12 protein-coding genes are annotated in these 12,834 nt (G+C 36.7%); 5 read left to right on the top strand and 7 right to left on the bottom strand.

Annotation, left to right across the window (positions count from 1 at the left end; all coding sequences use genetic code 11):
- Nucleotides 1-156 precede the first annotated feature (156 nt).
- The 3 genes from nox to IGJ50_RS03200 all read right to left on the bottom strand — a co-directional run bounded on the left by nox (nt 157) and on the right by IGJ50_RS03200 (nt 3,348).
- Nucleotides 157-1,494, bottom strand: a complete 1,338-nt coding sequence (gene nox / locus IGJ50_RS03210; protein ID WP_429948882.1) for a H2O-forming NADH oxidase — start codon at nt 1,492-1,494, stop codon at nt 157-159.
- Between the two features lie 309 nt (nt 1,495-1,803).
- Nucleotides 1,804-2,457 carry an HAD family hydrolase gene (locus tag IGJ50_RS03205; RefSeq protein WP_429948881.1) on the bottom strand — a complete coding sequence of 218 codons (654 nt, stop codon included), beginning with the start codon at nt 2,455-2,457 and terminating at the stop codon, nt 1,804-1,806.
- A 21-nt stretch (nt 2,458-2,478) separates the two neighbouring features.
- On the bottom strand, nt 2,479-3,348 hold the full coding sequence (locus IGJ50_RS03200) for an SPFH domain-containing protein (RefSeq protein WP_069639062.1): 870 nt from the start codon (nt 3,346-3,348) through the stop codon (nt 2,479-2,481).
- Nucleotides 3,349-3,515: 167 nt separating this feature from the next.
- On the opposite strand from IGJ50_RS03200, the gene IGJ50_RS03195 reads away from it, so the two are divergent.
- Entirely contained in the window at nt 3,516-4,487 is a 972-nt protein-coding gene (locus IGJ50_RS03195) for a ring-cleaving dioxygenase (RefSeq protein ID WP_207121090.1), read from the top strand.
- 23 nt (nt 4,488-4,510) lie between these two features.
- Nucleotides 4,511-5,131 (top strand): flavin reductase family protein, encoded by a 621-nt coding sequence (locus IGJ50_RS03190; protein WP_069639060.1) that lies wholly within the window; start codon nt 4,511-4,513, stop codon nt 5,129-5,131.
- Between the two features lie 97 nt (nt 5,132-5,228).
- On the opposite strand, the gene IGJ50_RS03185 is transcribed toward IGJ50_RS03190, so the two are convergent.
- The 4 genes from IGJ50_RS03185 to IGJ50_RS03170 form a co-directional block, all read right to left on the bottom strand.
- A complete protein-coding gene (locus IGJ50_RS03185) occupies nt 5,229-5,591 on the bottom strand; it encodes an iron-sulfur cluster biosynthesis family protein (protein WP_069639059.1) in 363 nt (120 codons plus the stop codon).
- 153 nt (nt 5,592-5,744) lie between these two features.
- Complete coding sequence (locus tag IGJ50_RS03180; RefSeq protein ID WP_429948878.1) at nt 5,745-6,236, bottom strand: gamma carbonic anhydrase family protein; 492 nt, start codon at nt 6,234-6,236, stop codon at nt 5,745-5,747.
- A 127-nt stretch (nt 6,237-6,363) separates the two neighbouring features.
- Complete coding sequence (gene efrB, locus IGJ50_RS03175; protein WP_429948876.1) at nt 6,364-8,130, bottom strand: multidrug efflux ABC transporter subunit EfrB; 1,767 nt, start codon at nt 8,128-8,130, stop codon at nt 6,364-6,366.
- Nucleotides 8,127-9,857 (bottom strand): ABC transporter ATP-binding protein, encoded by a 1,731-nt coding sequence (locus IGJ50_RS03170; protein WP_069639056.1) that lies wholly within the window; start codon nt 9,855-9,857, stop codon nt 8,127-8,129. The genes efrB and IGJ50_RS03170 overlap by 4 nt, the downstream gene beginning before the upstream one ends.
- Before the next feature lie 194 nt (nt 9,858-10,051).
- On the opposite strand from IGJ50_RS03170, the gene IGJ50_RS03165 reads away from it, so the two are divergent.
- The 3 genes from IGJ50_RS03165 to rnjA all read left to right on the top strand — a co-directional run bounded on the left by IGJ50_RS03165 (nt 10,052) and on the right by rnjA (nt 12,616).
- On the top strand, nt 10,052-10,441 hold the full coding sequence (locus tag IGJ50_RS03165) for a YbaN family protein (RefSeq protein WP_069639055.1): 390 nt from the start codon (nt 10,052-10,054) through the stop codon (nt 10,439-10,441).
- A gap of 290 nt (nt 10,442-10,731) precedes the next feature.
- Entirely contained in the window at nt 10,732-10,944 is a 213-nt protein-coding gene (locus IGJ50_RS03160; RefSeq protein ID WP_069639054.1) for a DNA-directed RNA polymerase subunit epsilon, read from the top strand.
- A 1-nt stretch (nt 10,945) separates the two neighbouring features.
- A complete protein-coding gene (gene rnjA / locus IGJ50_RS03155; RefSeq protein ID WP_069639053.1) occupies nt 10,946-12,616 on the top strand; it encodes a ribonuclease J1 in 1,671 nt (556 codons plus the stop codon).
- Nucleotides 12,617-12,834 lie beyond the last annotated feature (218 nt).

The raw sequence follows: 12,834 nt of genomic DNA, 5'->3' as shown, positions 1-12,834 counted from the left end.
TTTCTTATGTATCTTCGTTAACTTTAACTATTATACATGAAAGCTTTTTAAATTTAAACTTTTTTAGAAAAAAGTCACCAACTTGTAAGATTTGCTTTTTCTCTCAAACGTTTAAAATAAGGCTAAGGACTTATGTCCCCAGCCTCTAAAACATGATTATTCAGCGCTAAGTGCCGCCATTGTAATATAGTTATAGGGTTGATTAAAGTGCGGCAAGAAGAAAATATCTAGTAATTTCAATTTATCGATCGTGACTTTTTCTTCGATTGCTAAGGAGAACATGTGAATTCCCATTGAGATATCTTCATAAGAAGCCATCTGAGCACCCACGATTCGACGAGACTCTTCTTCATATACGATTCTAATTTTTACGTTGTTGTTTTCTTTCATGAAGCCAGGTTTTTGTAAATCTTCAAATTCAGTATATTTTATTTTCAAGCCTAATTTTTCAGATTCTTGAACCGTTAATCCTGTAGAAACCATATGATAACCAAAAATTGAAATGCCGTTTGAGCCTTGAACACCGATGGATTCTAGTGGTGTCCCGCCAACATTATGTGCGGCAACGATTCCTGAACGAACAGCATTTGTCGCTAAAGCAATATACGTTGTTTGTTGTACAGCATTTGAGAAGATCGTTGAACAATCTCCTACTGCATAAACATCGGGATCATTTGTTTGTTGGTGTAGATCCACTAAGTAAGCACCATTAGCGAACAATTCCAAGTGGTCTTTCCCTAATCCGTTATTTGGCCTAAAACCAATTGCATTGATAACTAGATCGACAGCATATTCTCCTTTGTCTGTGACGATAGATTCAACTTTTTCAGTTCCTTTGTATTCTTTAGCTAATTCATTGTAATGAAGCTCGATGCCATTATCAGCTAGAACTTTATCCATATCATCTGTGAACCATTTGTCATAGTAGTTTGGTAGACATCTGTCCGCTGCATCGAATAGTAAAACTTTCTTACCTCGCCGTTTCGCCGCTTCAGCAATCTCAACACCAATGTAGCCTGCGCCAATCACAGCAACTGTTTGAACTTCTTCTTTAGCCATAGCTGCATCCACAGTTTGACCGTCTTGGAAAAGTTTTAGAAATTCGACATTTTTCAGCTCTCTTCCAGGGATGTTAGGATTGATAGGTGCTGAACCTGTTGCTAAAATCAGTTTGTCATAGGTTTCTGTAAATTCTTCACCATTATGCTTTTTACAAAAAACGGTTTTTTGTTCAAAATCAATACGCTCTACTGTTGTTTCCATGTAAATTTTAGCACCTTTGGCTTCAAATGCTTCTTTGTTTGTATAAAATAAATTCTCGTAAGATTCAATTTGACGTCCTACCCATAGCGCTGTCCCACAACCTAAATAACTAAGGTTTGTATTACGGTCGATCATTACGACTTCTTGATCTGGATACGTATCCAACAATGTGTTTGCAGCAGCAATTCCTGCATGATTGGCACCGACAATAACTGTTTTTGTTTTACTCATAAGACTCTCCTTCATGTGATTTAATGAACTTAATTATAACTGAAGAAAGGGTTTTCTTTTATCAATTTATAAGCATTTCATTAAAATATTTGAGAATACCTCATCATTTTCACCAAATAATAAAAAAAGGCTTATTGTTTTATAATAGTTGAATATGTTTCTTTCATGGATTGATTAGACTTTACCCAGATTATCAAAAGAGGAATGAACAATTTTAAAAAAGAGCGTTTTGAGAATCAAACAGTAGCATGTTACAGAAAAATTGCTTCTGTCATACTGTTCATTTAGTCTCATAACGCTCTTTTGTCATTAATTGTTTATAATTATTTTCTCAATCTCTTTAGGGGTTTCAACAATATAATCAGCACCTGCAAGTTCCAACTCAGCTTGGTCACCGAAGCCATACAAAACACCAATACTAGTTAGTCTATTCTCTTTAGCCCCAATTATATCGTGACTGCGATCACCAACCATCAGTGTCTCTTCAAAGTTAGTAATTGCAGACTTCTTTAGTGCATACTGAATAACATCTCCTTTTCTTGACCGTCCACCATACAAACTTGCGCCATAAATTCCATCGAAATAACTGCTTAAATCAAAATGAGTCAAAATTTGTTTAGCATAAATCTCTGGTTTAGATGTTGCAATATAAAGAGTGCAGCCAGCAGCTTTCAAGTTAATCAATAATTCAGAAATTCCTGCATATACGTGATTTTCATAGATTCCCTGTTTTTGATAATAGTCACGATAATACTCCACTGCCAAGCTCGCTTTTAGGTCATCGAAATGATAGAGTCGTTTAAATGAATCAGTTAATGGCGGACCAATAAATGAATATAATTCTTTTTGATCAGGTATCTTTACCTTCATTTTTTTTAAGGCATAAACGACAGAGTGCATAATTCCTTCACCAGAGTCCGTGATCGTGCCATCCAAATCAAATAAAATCGTTTTATAGCTCATGCCAGGCTCACTTTCTTTTGTTTATCGTTCATGAACATCTCCAGTGTTGATTATCGGCTGCGTTCCTTTATCTGTAATGATTGATACTAGCAGATTATTAATCAATTGAACTTTGCGATCGTCTGTGAAATTGATTTCCTGTCCATCTTCAATTTGTTCTAACGCCATTTGAGTCATAGATACCGCACCTTCAACAATGATTTGCCGCGCAGATAGAATGGCTTTGGCTTGTTGTCTTTGCAGCATCGCACTTGCAATTTCAGTCGCATATGCAAGGTGGTTCAAACGGGTTTCGATCACTTCAACGCCAGCTGCTGCTAAGCGTTCTTGAAGTTCTTTTGCCATTTCTTCTGAAACTTCATTGGTATTGCCACGTAAAGTGAGGTCGTCTTCATTAAACGTATCATATGGATATTGTGTCGCAATGTGACGAATCGCAGTTTCACTTTGAATTTCTACAAAATCTTGATAACGATCAACGTCAAACAACGCTTTAGCTGTATCAACTACTTTAAATACCACCACAGCAGAAATTTCAACTGGGTTACCATCAGAATCATTTACTTTTAACAATGAACTATTGAAGTTGCGTACCTTTAACGAAACATTGATTTTTTGTGTTAATGGCGTCGTGACGAATAAACCATTATCCTTGATCGTGCCGAGATATTGTCCAAAAAATAAAATGGCTTTGGCTTGATTGGGACTAACGATCGTTAGCGAGCTTAAAAATAGCGCAGAAATCACCCATAACACCATACCGATCGTGATCATACTAAAGCGTTCATCTATTACCCCGATATACAGACAATAGCTACCAATCACAAGTAAAATAACCAATACTACCAATGCAATGTAGCCATTGACATGAAATGTTTTTTTCTCTTCCATCATTCTCCCTACCTTCTTTAACAGCTTCGTAATCTTATAGTACTCCTCTTTAATCTTTCTATCAATAGTTAGGAAAAGTAAAAAAGGTTGCTTATTTATTAGTTTAGATGTAAACTTACTTTTAGTAAGTTAAATAAAAATAATTATCAATTCGGAGGTTTTATATTATGAATACACAAATTCGCGGAATTCACCATGTTACAGCCATGACATCAAGTGCAGAAAAGATTTATCGTTTTTTCACTGATCTGCTAGGTTTACGACTGATCAAAAAAACTGTTAACCAAGACGATATTGAAACGTATCATTTATTTTTTGCAGATGACCTTGGTTCTGCCGGCACAGACATGACATTTTTTGATTTCCCTGGGATTCCCAAAGGAACTAAAGGAACCAACTCAATTTCTCGCACATCGTTCCGAGTAAAAAATGATGCTTCTTTAGATTACTGGGTCACCCGCTTTAACGAACATCAAATCGATCATGGCGAAATTCAAGAACGTTTCGGCAAGAAATATCTAGAATTTGAAGATTTTGATAATCAAAGATATCAATTGGTTTCAGATGAAAACAATCAAGGTGTTGCTAGTGGCACGGCATGGAAAAAAACAGATGTTCCTGCTGAGCATGCCTTAACTGGATTGGGACCTGTTTTTATAACCGTAGCAGATTTTGACCATATGCAACGTGTTTTAGTAGGCGTTTTAGGATTTAAGCTGATTGATGCCGAAGGTCGTTTCCATTTATTTGAAGTAGGAGAAGGTGGCAATGGCGCTAGTATTATCGTTGAACATCGTGATGATTTGCCTGATGCGCAAGAAGGCTTTGGTAATGTCCATCACTTAGCTCTTCGTGTTGCAGATCAAGAAGCTTTGCGCTTTTGGATCGATAAAATCAATCAGCTTCAATTCCCTAATTCCGGATTTGTTGAACGTTTCTACTTCAAATCTGATTATTTCAGAGCTGCTCCGCATATTTTATTTGAACTAGCAACTGATGGTCCTGGTTTCTTAGAAGATGAAACCTACGAGGCTGCAGGTGAAAAATTAGCTTTACCACCATTTTTAGAAGGAAAACGCAAAGAAATCGAAGAATTTGTACGTCCTTTTGATACTTCTGATGCAAATAAAGCACGTTAAAAACGATGGATCGGAGAAGAAAAATGCTGCATTACCCGACAAACAATTTATCAGCAAAACAAGCCTATAAATTTCTTTCTGGCAGTATCATTCCACGCCCAATCGCATGGGTCACAACATTGAATGATAAAACTCAAACGATCAACGCTGCTCCTTTCAGTTTTTTTAATGCTGCAGCTTCTGATATCCCATTAGTAACATTATCCATTATTAGAAGAAACGGCGAAATAAAAGACACCGCCCAAAATATTCTGGCGACTAAAGAACTTGTGATTCATTTAGTCAATGATCAAGTTGTCGCGTCGATGAATCAAACAGCTGCCTCTTTGAAGGCTGATCAGAGTGAAATCATTATCAACAAGATAGCAACGATACCAAGTAAATCAGTTGCTGTTCCTGGCATCAAAGCAGCACCGATTCGAATGGAAGCACGTCTCTACCAGTATGTTCCTATCAAAAATCACGAAGATCAAATTATTACTGATTTGTTTATTGTAGAAATAACAGATTTCTATTTTGATGAAGCGATTTTTGATAAAGAAACTGAATATATTTTACCTAAAGCCTTTAATCCAATTGCCCGTTTAGCTGGTAATACCTATGCTCATATCGACGGATTATTTGACTTGAAAAGACCAGATTAATAGAGGTTTGGACAGACGTTGAATCGATCCGAGATTCGTTCGAAATTTAAAGAACTGAGGGAAAACTCATAGAGTTATGCCTCAGTTCTTTTTTTATTTATTTACTTTTTTCTGGTCGCAAATCTACAATTGGAACATTACCGTCTAGGACTCCACTTGGACTTTTTAGCTTAAAGACTTGCAAACGTGGATCGATTTCCAGCGTCATTTTTTCATCTAGATAGCGTTTAGAGTAATCCTTGATATAGATTGCACCAATATCTGAATCTAAAGTCAAACCAAAATCTGATTTATCTTGTAGTTGATCCAGTAGCAATAGACGAAAACTAGTATCGAGTGAACAAACACCCATTTTAGAATATTTGCCAACACCATCATCTAAATCCAATACAATGATTGCCTTATCTTCAAGATAAGGCATCAATTTTACCTGTGCTTCCTCACTGACGTTTAAAAACATCTACTCTTCACTTCTTTCTTTTATTATAATACTAAGCCTAACACCTAACTATATTTTTTTCGAAAGATACGTGCTGAGCAATTGTTCAACACACTAAATGTGAATCCGCCGTTGATCGTCTTGATAACTAATCCATTATTAGGTGTTTTACTATTAAGTTAGCCTTGGATACTGATCTGCTGCAAATTCTTTTGATCGTTCAACATAATGTTGCGCATTTTCTTTATTTTTCCGAAGCTCTTCTCTTGTTAAAGGGCGAATGACTTTGGCAGGTCGGCCAAACGCTAAAACATTCGCTGGAATTTCAGTACCTTCTGTGACTAAAGATCCTGCTCCGATTAAACTATTTTTCCCGATAGTTGCGCGATTTAAAATAGTTGAGCTCATGCCAATTAATGCGCCATCTTCTATTTTGCACCCATGGAGCATACAATGATGACCAATTGTGACATTCTCTCCAATAACGACTGGGGCATCCTGATCAACATGGATGACAGTGCTATCTTGAACATTACTTCCTGCATTAATCGTAATTGAATTATTGTCACCTCTTAGCACCGATTGAAACCAAATACTAGTATCTTTTGCTAGCCTCACGTCGCCATAAACGTCGGCGCTTGGCGCAATAAAATAATCATTTGTCATACATTTCACCTCTTCTTATTGACTATAAGTATAACAGATTTCTAACGTTTATTAGATCAGTTCGCTTTTTTGAATAGTCATTTAATGAAAAAAAGACACCCAAACTAGGTGTCTTCCTTGCTCATCTTTAATCATAATCGCCGTCTTCAGCAAATTGACTATTGTATAATTTTTCATAAAAGCCGCCTTGCTCTAATAGCTCATTATGCGTTCCTTTTTCGATGATCGCTCCTTGATTCATTACAAGAATCAAATCAGCTTCACGAATCGTTGACAAGCGATGAGCAATCACAAAACTTGTACGACCTTCCATCACACGTTCCATGGCTTTTTGAATCAGCGCTTCTAAACGCGTGTCAACAGAACTTGTTGCCTCATCTAAAATCAAGATTCTTGGATCAGAAATCACGGCTCTTGCAATGGTCAACAATTGTTTTTGTCCTAAAGAAACGTTATCTCCTTCAGAATTGATTTCCATCTCGTAGCCATCTGGCATTGTACGGATAAAATGGTCCACATTCGCCGTTTTGGCTGCATCCACCACTTCATAATCAGTCGCATCTAATTTACCAAAACGAATATTATCAGCGATCGTCCCTTCATATAACCAAGCATCTTGTAAAACCATGCCAAAGACTGAGCGAACGTCACTACGATCCATTTTCTTCGTATCGATTCCGTCAATTTTGATTGCTCCATCACTGACATCGTAAAACCGCATCAATAGATTGATCAATGTTGTTTTCCCTGCGCCAGTTGGTCCAACAATTGCCACAGTTTGACCAGCTTTGACTTCAAAATTTAAGTTTCTGATCAACGGTTTTTTAGGATCATAACTAAAGCTAACATTATCAAACTGAACTGAACCATGAACTTTTTCTGGTAAAGGAATATCGTGCTCATTTAACTCTTCTTCTGGTTCATCTAAGATTTCAAAGACACGTGTCGTCGCAGCAGAAGCACTTTGAAGTGCAGCGGACAGCTGTGTAATATTCCCCATCGGTTGACTGATCTGCCAAATATATTGAATAAATGCTTGTAGCTGTCCAACGACAATAACTCCTGTGATCACATAATAACTCCCCAAGACAGCCATACCAATATAGGTACCATAAGCGGTCATTTGTACAAGAGGCAACATCAATCCAGAAATAAAAGTTGCTTTAAAGCCAAAGCTATTTAAGTTATGATTGACCTTTTTAAAACCATCTAACGTTTCTTTCTCACGTCCATAAAGCTTTAAGACACTAAACCCTGTCATATTCTCTTGCACATATCCATTTAGATTCCCAAGTGCATTTTGCATGCCTTGGAAATATTTCTGTGAAAACCCAACAATCGTTTTTGAAATAAACAACGACAATGGAATCATCACGATCGAAATCAATGCCATCAGCCAGTTGATATAAAACATCATTGCAATCGCCATTACGATCCCTAAAACAGCTGAAACAATATTAATAAAACTTTGCTGCATAGCATTACTTACTGCATCAACGTCATTAGTCACCCGAGACAAAATATTTCCTTGTTGATTTTTATCAAAATAAGAAACCGGCAAACGATTGATTTTTTCATCGATATCTCGTCGTAAATCACGCATGGAATGCTGCACGACTGCGGCCATAAGATAACCAGATAAAAATTGTGCCACACAATAACCGATCCCTACAATTAAAATCCAAATCAAACACTGGATGATATACGAATAATTTAGTCCTGCCCCTTCAGCCACATTCTTACTAATCTCGGTGATTGGAAGTCCAGAAACATAAGGTAGAGCCGCATTAAAAGCAACTGTTAAAACAGTAAAGATAATCACTAATATAAACGTTCCTTTATATGGATCGATATACTTACCTAAACGTCTAATGGAAGAAAGTGCGTTTTTCATGCTAATTCCTCCTCTGACAATTGAGAAGCGGCAATATCATAATAGATAGGACAATTCTCAAGTAATTCGCGGTGGGTACCGATACCAACAACATCGCCTTCGTTCAAGACGATGATTTTATCCGCATGCATAATTGTTCCAACACGTTGAGCAACGATCAAAACAGTTGATTCTGTTGTTTCCTTTTTCAAACGAGCTCGTAAATTCGCATCAGTTTGGTAATCTAGTGCTGAAAAGCTATCATCAAAAATATAAACTTCCGGGCGACGGATGACAGCTCTAGCAATCGCCAACCGTTGTTTTTGTCCACCAGAAAAGTTTGCTCCGCCTTCTGAAAGAAGCTCGTCATATCCTTCAGGCTTTTGTGAAATAAATTCCGTTGCCTGAGCAATATCCGCTGCTTGTTCCATCTCTTCAATCGTAGCATCTTCTTTACCATAACGCATATTTTCTGCAATCGTTCCAGTAAATAGCAACGCTTTTTGCGGAATATAACCGATTTTTTCACGTAAAGTACTTAGTTTATAGTCACGAACATCTACCCCGTCCAACAAAACTTGGCCTTCTGAAACATCATAGAAGCGAGGGATCAGTTGGATCAATGTTGATTTTCCGCTCCCTGTACTACCAATAAAAGCTACTGTTTCACCAGGAGATGCTGTAAAGCTGACATTTCGAATCACTGGGCTTTCTGAATGCCCTGGATAAGCAAATGTTACATTTTTAAATTCTAAATAGCCTTTTGTTTCTGTTTCAGTTATACCTGCTTCATTTTCACGAATCACAGGCTCCATATCAAAGGCTTCTTGAATTCGGCGAGCAGAAACGGCTGCACGAGGATACATCATGAAAACACTAGCAAATAACATAAATGAAAATAGTGCATGGAAAATGTATTCAATAAATGCTATCAAGTCACCCACTAATAAACTGCCTTGATCGATTTGGAGTGCCCCATTCCAGATAATCAATACCATCACGATATTAAAGAGGAAGAAGAAGCCTGGTTGAGCCGCTGCCATCAAGCGAAAAAGGCTCTTAGAGCTTTTAGTATACTCTTCATTGACTTTACTAAAGCGACTTTCTTCAAATTTCTCATTAACAAACGCACGGATTACTCTTAATCCAGAAAGATTCTCTCTTAAAATTCCGTTGATCCCATCTAAGTTTTTTTGCTGCTTGTTCGATAGAGGTTCTGATATCTTAGCAATTAATACCACTGCTGCCAAAAGAAATGGCAAGGCCCCTAAAACAAACCAACCTAAGGACGGACTCGTCCGCATGACCATGTATAAGCTGACAAAAAACATCATTGGTGTCATGAAACCGATTCGCAAAATATTCCCCATAAACAACATGATTTGATATGCATCATTGGTTGTTCTGGTGATCAATGATGATACACCGATCGTTTCATATTCACGATGGGAAAAAGTCTGTACTTTTTCAAATAAATCATCACGAATATCACGAACAATATTTGTTGTCATGCGTGCGCCAAAATAGCCCAACATAATATTCATTGCTACACCGACAACAGTGATTCCTATCATCAACAAACCTTGCTGCTTTACATAATTATAATCATTGTTTTTGATCCCAACATCGATCATTCGTGCTAAAATCGTTGGTAAACCAAGTTCTATCAATATAAATCCAAACACACAAATGAAATCTAAAAATAATAATTTTTTATATCTCATCGTGTAACGCCACATCAATTTCAATCAATCATCTCCTATCCCAATTTTTAATCCAGTACTCCCACTATAGCATAAAACTAATAGTCAGGTAAATTATATTTAAATAAAAATCAGAGACTTTTCTTCAGAAGAATAAACTGGACAATTTTTACTATGTTATAATAGTAATTACTTTATTTTTTCCAACAATTATAGAATGAAAGTGATGGTTCAATTTAATGAAGAAAATACTTTATATGGCTTTAGGTTGTCTGACCTTCGGACTGGGAACATTAGGCATTTTCCTACCGATTTTACCCACAACGATTTTTTATATTTTGACTGCATTCTTTTGGATGCGCAGCTCTGACTTTTTGTATAGTAAATTTATTGAATCAACTTATTATAAAAAATACATTCAAGAATCAATCATAGAAAAGAAAATCACACCCTTTGGCCGAGTGAAATTATTTTCAACTTTGTTTGTGATCTTTGCGATTCCTTGTTTGCTCGTTCGTAATCTATTCATGACAACGACTTTAGCTATCGTTTTTTTAGCTCATCTGATTGGTTTAAATTTGTATTTTAATAAAAAGAAAATCACACCTTTAAAAGAAGCTAATAAATAATAAGGTTTTCGTTAAAGCAACAAGTCTGATTCTATACTTATTCATTGTTTTGTGATAAAATACCTTTAATTGTTGTACAACACAACACAAGGGACGGTTGAAAGAAAACAAGTTTCCATAAAACAAGTAATGTGGAGCAAAGTCGAGGCTTCATTTCATCATTAACTCCTGTTTCTGATGACAATTGTTTTAAAGGTGGACAACCACCTCGTTTTGTTGTGTTCAAAATTACAGTAAGAAAATATAAAAATAAATATCAACTGCTTTGGCAGATAAAGGAGAAAAAAACTATGATTTATAAAGTTTATTATCAAGAAACAAAAACAAGAAACCCAAAAAGAGAAGATACAAAATCGATTTACGTTGAGTCAGAAAGCGATGTTATCGTTCGTCAACAAGTAGAAGAAAATACCCCATACAATATTGAATACATCCAAGCTCTTGATGAAAATCACTTGGCTTATGAAAAAGAACATGCGGAATTTTCTTTAACGGAGTTTTAACATGAAAGTAAATATAAAAAACAATGAAACCGGCGTTTTTGCAATAGGCGGTTTGGGCGAGATTGGGAAAAATACTTATGGGGTTCAATTTCAAGATGAGATCATCATTATTGATGCTGGGATCAAATTCCCAGAAGATGATTTGCTTGGGATCGACTATGTTATTCCTGATTATAGCTACATCGTTCAAAACTTGCACAAAGTAAAAGCCTTGGTTATCACCCATGGACACGAAGATCATATCGGAGGCGTTCCTTATTTATTGCGCCAAGCCAATATACCGATCTACGCTGGACCTTTAGCTTTAGCTCTGATTACAAACAAATTGGATGAACATGGTTTATTGCGAGATGCTGAGATGCATGAAATCAATGAAGATACTGTGATTCGTTTCCGCAAAACAGCAATCAGCTTTTTTAGAACGACTCATAGTATCCCTGACGCTTTAGGTGTGGTTGTGAAGACACCTTCTGGTAATATCGTTGCAACGGGCGATTTTAAGTTTGACTTTACACCAGTTGGTGAGCCAGCTAACTTGCATCGAATGGCAAAATTAGGTGAAGAAGGTGTTTTGTGTCTTCTTTCAGATAGTACAAATGCTGAAATTCCAACTTTTACCAAGTCAGAAAAAACGATTGGTTCTTCTATTTTAAAGATTTTTGAAAAAATCGAAGGTAGAATCATCTTTGCAAGTTTTGCTTCCAATATTTTCCGTCTACAACAAGCAGCGGATGCAGCTGTGGCAACGGGACGAAAAATTGCAGTATTTGGCCGTAGCATGGAAAATGCAATCGTTAACGGCGAGCAGCTTGGCTATATTAATGTACCTAAAGGAACGTTTGTTGATGCTAGTGAGCTGAACCAATTACCTGCTGGCGAAACAATGATTTTATGTACTGGCTCTCAAGGTGAACCGATGGCCGCTTTAAGCCGAATTGCTAACGGAACTCACCGCCAAATTTCAGTCCAACCGGGAGATACAGTCATCTTTTCAAGTTCACCGATCCCTGGAAATACAACAAGCGTTAACCGTCTGATCAACTTGCTTTCAGAAGCGGGTGCTGAAGTTATTCATGGAAAGATCAATAATATCCATACTTCTGGTCATGGTGGTCAAGAAGAACAAAAATTAATGTTGAGTTTAATGAAACCTAAATATTTTGTACCAGTTCACGGTGAGTTTAGAATGTTGAAAATCCATGCATCCTTAGCACAAGATGTCGGTGTTCCAGCAAACAATTGTTTCATCATGGAAAATGGTGATGTGTTAGCTTTAACTGCTGATGATGCTCGTATCGCTGGGCATTTCAATGCCAATGATGTCTATGTAGATGGTAACGGTGTTGGAGATATCGGTAATGTCGTCTTGCGTGACCGCCGAATTCTATCTGAAGAAGGTTTGGTTTTAGCAGTTGCTACAGTCGATATTAAAAATAAAGAAATTTTGGCTGGTCCAGATATTTTATCTCGCGGATTTGTCTATATGAGAGAATCTGGCGAAATGATTCATGAAGGGCAGCGTTTATTATTCAATGCAATTCGTGAAGCTCTACGTGATGAAAATTGTACAGAAGCAAAATTATGTGATGCGATAACTGCTGCATTACAGCCGTTCTTGTTTGAAAAAACTGAACGTCATCCAATGATTTTACCAATGATCATGACATCTTAAAACTTAGCTAAAGTAAAAAAGCCTGAAACATAACTCAAAAAGCTATGTTTCAGGCTTTTAGTATCCGAATAAACAGTTGGCGCAGAAGCAACTTCTTCTGTCCCAACCTTTTACTTACTGATATTTTTTAACACAAACATTTGTAAATTTTTATTTCCAAGCTTTTCTCTTCCTTCATCGTAATATCTTCTAGTGCAATGAGACATTTTCTTGAGTAT

It is taken from the genome of Enterococcus sp. AZ101 (genome assembly GCF_050499005.1).
Lineage (GTDB): Bacteria > Bacillota > Bacilli > Lactobacillales > Enterococcaceae > Enterococcus_L > Enterococcus_L ureilyticus.
The sequence above is the reverse complement of the archived record's forward strand: the minus strand, read 5'-3'. Positions and strand labels throughout refer to the sequence as shown.

Coding starts and splice junctions, on each gene's coding strand:
- IGJ50_RS03180 (WP_429948878.1), bottom strand. CDS start 6,236: ATGACAAATGATTATTTTATTGCGCCAAGCGCCGACGTTTATGGCGAC.
- IGJ50_RS03160 (WP_069639054.1), top strand. CDS start 10,732: ATGATTTATAAAGTTTATTATCAAGAAACAAAAACAAGAAACCCAAAA.
- rnjA (WP_069639053.1), top strand. CDS start 10,946: ATGAAAGTAAATATAAAAAACAATGAAACCGGCGTTTTTGCAATAGGC.
- nox (WP_429948882.1), bottom strand. CDS start 1,494: ATGAGTAAAACAAAAACAGTTATTGTCGGTGCCAATCATGCAGGAATT.
- efrB (WP_429948876.1), bottom strand. CDS start 8,130: ATGAAAAACGCACTTTCTTCCATTAGACGTTTAGGTAAGTATATCGAT.
- IGJ50_RS03165 (WP_069639055.1), top strand. CDS start 10,052: ATGAAGAAAATACTTTATATGGCTTTAGGTTGTCTGACCTTCGGACTG.
- IGJ50_RS03190 (WP_069639060.1), top strand. CDS start 4,511: ATGCTGCATTACCCGACAAACAATTTATCAGCAAAACAAGCCTATAAA.
- IGJ50_RS03205 (WP_429948881.1), bottom strand. CDS start 2,457: ATGAGCTATAAAACGATTTTATTTGATTTGGATGGCACGATCACGGAC.
- IGJ50_RS03195 (WP_207121090.1), top strand. CDS start 3,516: ATGAATACACAAATTCGCGGAATTCACCATGTTACAGCCATGACATCA.
- IGJ50_RS03185 (WP_069639059.1), bottom strand. CDS start 5,591: ATGTTTTTAAACGTCAGTGAGGAAGCACAGGTAAAATTGATGCCTTAT.
- IGJ50_RS03200 (WP_069639062.1), bottom strand. CDS start 3,348: ATGGAAGAGAAAAAAACATTTCATGTCAATGGCTACATTGCATTGGTA.